Origin of the sequence: Nesterenkonia sp. F (assembly GCF_000220985.1) — a bacterium.
Classification (GTDB): domain Bacteria; phylum Actinomycetota; class Actinomycetes; order Actinomycetales; family Micrococcaceae; genus Nesterenkonia.
Window position 1 is genome coordinate 1 of record NZ_AFRW01000032.1, and the last position, 6,737, is coordinate 6,737.

3 protein-coding genes and 1 pseudogene are annotated in these 6,737 nt (G+C 75.5%); 1 reads left to right on the top strand and 3 read right to left on the bottom strand.

Annotated elements, in window-relative coordinates; all coding sequences use genetic code 11:
* The first annotated feature begins 24 nt into the window (after nucleotides 1-24).
* On the top strand, nucleotides 25-2,823 hold the full coding sequence (locus GU5_RS0103160) for a GNAT family N-acetyltransferase (protein ID WP_010524132.1): 2,799 nt from the start codon (nucleotides 25-27) through the stop codon (nucleotides 2,821-2,823).
* An 87-nt stretch (nucleotides 2,824-2,910) separates the two neighbouring features.
* On the opposite strand, the gene GU5_RS0103165 is transcribed toward GU5_RS0103160, so the two are convergent.
* The 3 genes and pseudogenes from GU5_RS0103165 to GU5_RS17835 all read right to left on the bottom strand — a co-directional run.
* Entirely contained in the window at nucleotides 2,911-3,900 is a 990-nt protein-coding gene (locus GU5_RS0103165; RefSeq protein ID WP_010524133.1) for an NAD-dependent epimerase/dehydratase family protein, read from the bottom strand.
* Between the two features lie 76 nt (nucleotides 3,901-3,976).
* On the bottom strand, nucleotides 3,977-5,140 hold the full coding sequence (locus GU5_RS17830) for an AMP-binding protein (RefSeq protein WP_369750451.1): 1,164 nt from the start codon (nucleotides 5,138-5,140) through the stop codon (nucleotides 3,977-3,979).
* 245 nt (nucleotides 5,141-5,385) lie between these two features.
* Nucleotides 5,386-6,693 (bottom strand): annotated as a pseudogene (locus GU5_RS17835) (alpha/beta fold hydrolase); the annotation flags it as partial.
* Nucleotides 6,694-6,737: the final 44 nt, after the last annotated feature.

The following is a 6,737-nucleotide window of genomic DNA, read 5'->3' on the forward strand; positions in this document are numbered from 1 at the left end:
GAGGAATCTCGTAGTGTTGATCCTATGGCCCAGGACAGCACATCCGTCGGATATCCGTCCCACTGGGAGGCGGATGTCGTGCTGCGCGACGGCGCGGCGGCCCATCTGCGTCCCATCGGCGCCGCGGACGCCGAGCGGCTCCAGCGGATGCACGCCGCCCAGTCGGAGTCCTCGATCTACCTGCGCTACTTCACCTACAAGTCCGCGCTGACGACGAAGGAGCTGGCTCACTTCACCGGCGTCGACCATCTCGACCGGGTCGCGCTGGTCATCCTGCTCGACGAGCAGATCATCGGCGTCGGCCGGTACGACCGCATCGACGACACCGCCGAGGCCGAGGTCTCGTTCAACATCTCCGACGAGCACCAGGGCCGCGGGCTGGGCTCCATCCTGCTGGAGCACCTGGCCGCCGCCGGACGCGAGCGCGGCATCGAGCGTTTCACCGCCGAGGTGCTGCCGGAGAACCGGAAGATGCTGGCGGTGTTCACCGAGGCCGGCTACGAGGTCCGGCGCCGCTTCGAGGACGGCGTGGTCGCGCTGACCTTCCCCATCGATCCCACCGACCGCTCCCGGGCCGTCATGGAGTCCCGCGAGCACCGGGCCGAGGCGCGCAGCGTCGCCGAGCTGACGGCCCCGGCCCACGTCGCCGTCGTCGGCGCCTCCCGGCAGCCGGGGTCTCCGGGCCATCAGGTGCTGCAGAACATCATCGAGGGGCGCTTCACCGGCGGCGTGCACGCGATCAACCCCGAAGCCTTCGAAGTCGGCGGCACCACCGCCCACGCCTCGCTGGGCGAGCTGAAGCAGGCGATCGACGTCGCCGTGATCTGCGTGCCGGCAGCGCAGCTGCCCGCCGTCGTCGCCGACTGCGGCCGTCACGGGGTGAAGGGACTGGTGGTGATCACCGACGGTCTGGAGGCCGTCCCGCCCGACGCCGACGGGGACGCCGGGAATCCCGGAGCGACCGGGGAGACGGGGAACGTCGGAGCGGGTTCCGACGGCGGATCCGGCTTCGACCAGCGGGCCTTGGTCCGGCTGGCGCGCCGCTGGGGCATGCGGGTGATCGGCCCGGCCTCGGTCGGGCTCATCCGCACCACCCCAGACGTCTCGCTGAACGCCTCGCTCTCACCGCAGATGCCGCTGCGCGGCGGCGTGGGGCTGTTCAGCCAGTCCGCCCCGATGGGCATCTCACTGCACGCCGCCGCCCACCGGCGCGGCGTCGGCGTCTCCACGGTGATCTCGGCGGGCAGCCGCGCCGACCTCTCCGGCAACGACGCCATGCAGCACTTCGAGGACGACACCGCCACCCGCGCGGTCGGACTGTCGCTGGAGTCGCTGGGCAACCCGCGGAAGTTCTCGCGGATCGCGCGGCGCCTGTCGCTGAGCAAGCCGGTGGTCGTGGCGACTTCCGGGGTGATGGGGCGCAGCCTGCCTCCGGGGCACGACGTGCGCACCACGCTGGCGCCGGCCGGGGCGGTCGAATCGATGCTCGAACAGTCGGGAGTCATCCCGGTGGGCAACCACGACTCGCTGATGGACGTGCTGCAGGTGCTGGCCGGCCAGCCGCTGCCCGTCGACGGCCGGCTCGGAGTGCTGGCGGACTCGCCGGCGATGGCCGCCGCGCTCGCCGACGCCGCCGCACGGCACGGGCTGCATCCGGTGCGCTCCGACGGCGCCCTGACCCTGGACGGCACCCGCCGGCGGGCCGAGGAGACCCTGGCGGCGGCGCTGGAGGCGATGCTGGACGACGAGGACGTCGACGCCGTCGCCGTCTGCCTGCAGCCCGGGCTCGACGGCGCGCACCGCGACCTCACCGAGACGATCGCCGCCGTCGCCCGCCGGCACCCGAAGCCGGTGGTCCTCTCGCTGATCGGCGTGCTGGATCCGCAGGCGCCGCTGAACCTGCTGGCCGGCGCGGCGCCGGTGCGGGAGGCCGGCGCGCTGCAGCAGGGGCTGCCGGTGTTCTCCTCCCCGGAGCGTTCGGTGGCCGCGTTGGGCAAGATCGTCGAGTATCAGAGGTGGCGACGGCGCGGCATCGGCGAGACCTGGGTCCCGCCGGGGCTGGAGGGCCCGACGGTCCGTCGCGCGGCCGACGAGCTGCTCGACGCCCGGCTCGCCGAGGCCGGAGGCGGACCGCGGCTGCATCGGCTGGAGCCCGCGCGGACCGCCGAGCTGCTGAGGCTCTACGGGCTGGAGGTCATGGAGTCGGTGCCCTTCCGCACCGAGGATGAGGCCGTGGCCGCCGCCGAGCGGCTCGGCTACCCGGTCGCGGTCAAGGCGACCACCGATTCGCTGCGCCACCGCCTGGACCTGGGCGGAGTCCGGTTGAGCATCACGGACGCGCCGATGCTGCGTCGGACGGCGGCGGACATGCGCGAGCAGCTGGCCGGCTACGGAGACCCGGGGCTGGAGGTCCAGGCCATGGCGCCGACGGGGCAGGGCTGCATGGTCAGCGCCCTGGAGGACCCGCTGATGGGTCCGGTGGTCTCCTTCGGGCTCTCCGGCGACGCGGTGGAGCTGCTCGACGACTGGGCCCACGCGGTGCCGCCGCTGACCGACCAGGACGTCGCCGACCTGGTCCGCCGGCCCCGCGCGGCCCGGCGGCTGCTCGGGCACCGCGGCCTGCCGGCGGTGGACCTGGACGCCGTCGAGGACGCCGTCCAGCGGGTCGCGATCCTGAAGGACGAGCACCCGCAGGTCGCCTCGCTGCAGCTGGCCCCGCTGCTGGCCGGCCGGCACGGCGTGCGCATCCTGCACGCGGCCGTGGACATCGCCGATCCGCAGCAGCGCACGGACTCGGCGCGGCGGGCGATCGGCCGCCGGTGAGCGGTCGTCGTCGTTCCTCGCCATGGCATTCACCCCCCTCGTCGGGAGATTCTCCGGCGACGGGCGAACAGTTCGGCGAGGGCCCGCTCAGACCCCGCCGGTGCGGGCGACGTGCTCGGCCAGCCGGCGCAGGCCGTCGTCGATGCTCACCGACGGCGTCCAGTCCAGCGCCCGGTGCGTGGTGCGCTGGTCGAACCAGTGGGCGGTGGAGAGCTGCTCGGCGAGGAACCGGGTCATCGGCGGCTCGTCGTCGTGCGGGCCGGTGATCCGCTCGGAGAGCGCCCAGACCGTCTCCACCGCGGACCCGGCCGCCCGGGCGAGGCCCGGGGTGACCCGCAGGCGCGGCCGCGGGGCGCCGCCGGCCGCGGCGATGCCCATCATCAGCTCGCCGATCGGTCGCGGCTCGCCGTTGGTGAGCACCAGTCGGGAACCGTGGATCTGCGGCAGCCGGCGCAGGCCGGCGGCGAAGGCGTCCACGGCGTTGTCGATGTAGAGCGTGTCGACCAGGGCCGCGCCCGAGCCGATCAGCGGCAGCCGGCCGGAGCGGGCGCGGTCGACGATGCGCCGGGTCAGCTGTCCGTCGCCGGGGCCCCAGATCAGGTGCGGACGCAGGATCAGCGTCTTCAGCCCGTCCGCGGCGCGGGCGGCGACCAGCTGCTCGGCCTCGGCCTTGGTCTGCGCATAGGAGCCCTCGGCGCGCACCGGGTCGGGGTCGCCGGCGGTCTCGCCGACCAGCGAGGAGCCCGCGTGGGCGACCGAGGGAGAGGAGACGTGCAGCAGATGTCCGACGCCGGCGGTCCGGGCGGCGTCGAGCAGCGTGCGGGTGCCCTCGACGTTGACGGCCACGAAGTCCCGGTGGTCGCCGGAGACCGAGACCTTGGCGGCCATGTGCACGATCGCGTCCTGGCCGGCGACCGCCTCGGCGACGGCGGCGGGATCGGTCAGCGAGCCGCGCACCTCGCGGGCGCCGCCGACGGCGGAGGCGCTGCGCTGCAGCGTGGTGACCGCATAGCCGTCGTCGACGAGCCGGCGGGCCACGCTGCGGCCCAGCAGGCCGGAGGCGCCGGTGAGCAGCACGCGGGAGCCGGGGGAGATCTCCTCGACGGACGCCCGGGGGTCGGCTGTTCGGAGGTCATCTGCTCGGGAGTCGATGTCATGGCGAGCCGGGCCTCCTCCCGGACGTCACCCGCTCGGCCCAGCCGGCCAGGCGCGTGCGGTCGATCTTCGAGTTGTGCCGGATGTCGGTGGGCATCTCGTCGACGACGAGCACCGCGGCGACGTCGATCCCGCCGGCGGCCGCGCGCACCTCGGCGGCGAACTCCGGGGTCGCCAGCGGCGACCGGCCGGCGGTCAGCCGGCGCGCCTCAGTTCCTCGGGGCGGCTCGATGATGACCACTACGGCCTGGGTGCCGCGCGGGCCGACGCCGACGGCGGCGCCGCGGCCCACAGTCTCCAGCGTGTCGACCGGCGTCTCCAGCGCTCCCGGCCCGACAGGACCGTCCGGCGTGGTGATCACATGCTGAAGACGCCCCTCGATCCAGAGGCGTCCGTCGGCGTCGACATGTCCGACGTCGTTGGTGCGGTGCCAGAGCAGGCCGTCGGCGGTGTCGCGGCGACTGGTCCGATCGGTGAACCACAGCCGGTCGTAGCCGGCCTTCAGGTGGGCGGCCGAGACGACGAGCTCCGCCAGCGTCCCCGGCGCCTCGGCCGGGGGCAGGAGCTCCTCGGCGGGCCGGCCCTCGGCGTCCAGCGGGGCCAGGCCCACGTGCACGCCGGCCACCGGGCGCCCGACGCAGACTCCGGACTGGCCGGTGGCCATGGCGGCATGGACGCCGTCGCGATCGATGTCAGCCTGCAGCAGCCCCTCAGTCATGCCGTAGGGGGTGTGGATCTCGGCGGCCGGCACCAGCCGCTGGACGGCGTCGAGCAGGTCCGGGTGCACCGGTGCGCCGGCGGAGAGCACCAGTCGGATGCGCGCCAGCGCCCGGCGCTGCGCGGCGTCGAGCGCGGAGGCGGTCTCGACGACGTTGCGCAGCGCCGCGGGAGAGCCGAAGAACATCGTGGCATCGCCGGCGCGGGCGGCCTCGGCGACGGCCGCGGCCGTCAGCGTGGCGGGCTTGGTGACTGACATGTCAGGCGTGACCGACGTGGCTCCGATGGCCGGGCCCAGCAGGGCGAAGGGTGCGAAGCCGGCGATGAGCGAGGAGCCGGGTTCGACGGAGAACTGCCGGCGGAGCAGCGCCACGAGCGCTCCCAGGCGTCCGTGCGTGTAGACCACGCCCTTCGCCGGCCCGGTGGAGCCGGAGGTGAAGAGCACCGCCGCCTCGTCCTCGGGGAGGGGTGCGCCAGGCCGTCCGGGCGCCGTCCGGCGTGCTCCGCGAGCAGCGCGTCGACCGAGCTCTCCACGCCCAGGGCGCGGCGGGTCGTCGGCGCCAGGCTCCGGACGCTGAGCCGCCGTCCCGGCCAGGCCAGCGTGCGGGCGACCGTCAGCCCGGGCGTCGCGCCGATGACCCAGTCGGGACGGGCGCTGCGCGCCGCCCGGGTCATCCCGCGCAGCCCCAGGCCCGCGTCGGCGACGACGGCGACGGCCCCGACGCGCAGGCAGGCGTAGAGCACCACGGTGAGGTCGTTGCCGGGCTCGACCAGCATCGAGACCCGGTCGCCGCGGCGCATGCCGCGGGCCGCGAGTCCGGAGGCCAGCGCAGCGACCCGTGCGTCGAGCTCGCCCCAGGTCAGCGCCGATCCGGGCTCGACGACGGCGAGGTCGTCGGCCCGCGGACCGGCGGCGGCCTCGGCGAGCTGGGCGTGCAGTCCGGCGACGTCGCCGACGGGGGCGGGGGAGCGGCCGGAGCGGCCGGCGACGGCCCCGCGGGCCTCGCTGTCGCCGCCGTCGTCGCCGCCGTCGTCGTCTCGTCCGACTCCCCGGATCACCGCGTCGTCGAGCCAGGCCAGCAGCGGCCCGGCGACGTCGCGCTCCTCGGCGAGCAGGTGGCCGGCGCCCTCGAAGCGGTGCAGATCGGCCTGGGGCAGCCGGTCCCGGAGGTCGGCGAGATGACGCTCCTGGAAGACCGGATCCTTCGGGCCCCAGAGCAGCAGCGCCGGCCGACTCCACTCGCGCAGGGCCGTGGAGATCCGCTCCAGCGCCGGGCGGGACCGGTGCTCGGCCGCGGCGGGGATGTCGGCGACGAAGCCGCCGATGCCGCCGCGCAGCGCGGAGGAGGCGTAGGGCGCCCGGTAGGCGGCGGCGACCTCCGGGGCGAGGCCGCCCTCGGCCAGGGCGAGCGTGGTGCGCAGGAATCCCGGCGTGGAGACGGTCGCCGCGGGCAGCACTCCGGGGGCCAGCGCGGCCCGCAGCGCGGCGGGGATCGGTTCGTCGACCGGGTGGTCGACGGCGGTGTTCAGCGTGGTGACCGCGTCGACGGCCTGCGGGTGACGCACGGCCCAGCCCAGCGAGATCACCCCGCCCCAGTCGTGGCCGAGGGTGACCAGCGGGCCGGAGTCGTCGACGTCGAGGGCGTCCATGAGCCCGTCGAGGTCGTCGAGGCGCTGCTCCAGCGTGCGGTGGGTCCCGGCCCCGGCGCGCGGGGCCCCGGCGTGGGCGAGGCGTTCGGAGAAGCCCATGTCCAGCTGGTCAGGGGCGACGATCCGCCAGGCGGTCCCGCCGGCCTCGGCCTGCGCCAGGCTCGCGGCGAGCACCTCGCGCCAGAGGTAGGACCAGGTCGGATTGCCGTGGACCGCCAGCACGGTGCCGGCCGGAGCGATCCCGCGTGCGGCCAGCGCCGGGCCGGTGTCGAGCACGTGGAAGGTGCGCCGCCCGTCGGCGGCGGGCGCGGCGACCAGCCGCGACCAGGACGGGTCCAGACCGGGCATCGGCCGCGGCGGCGTCGTCGCGGCCCGCGGCGGGATCGCGCCTC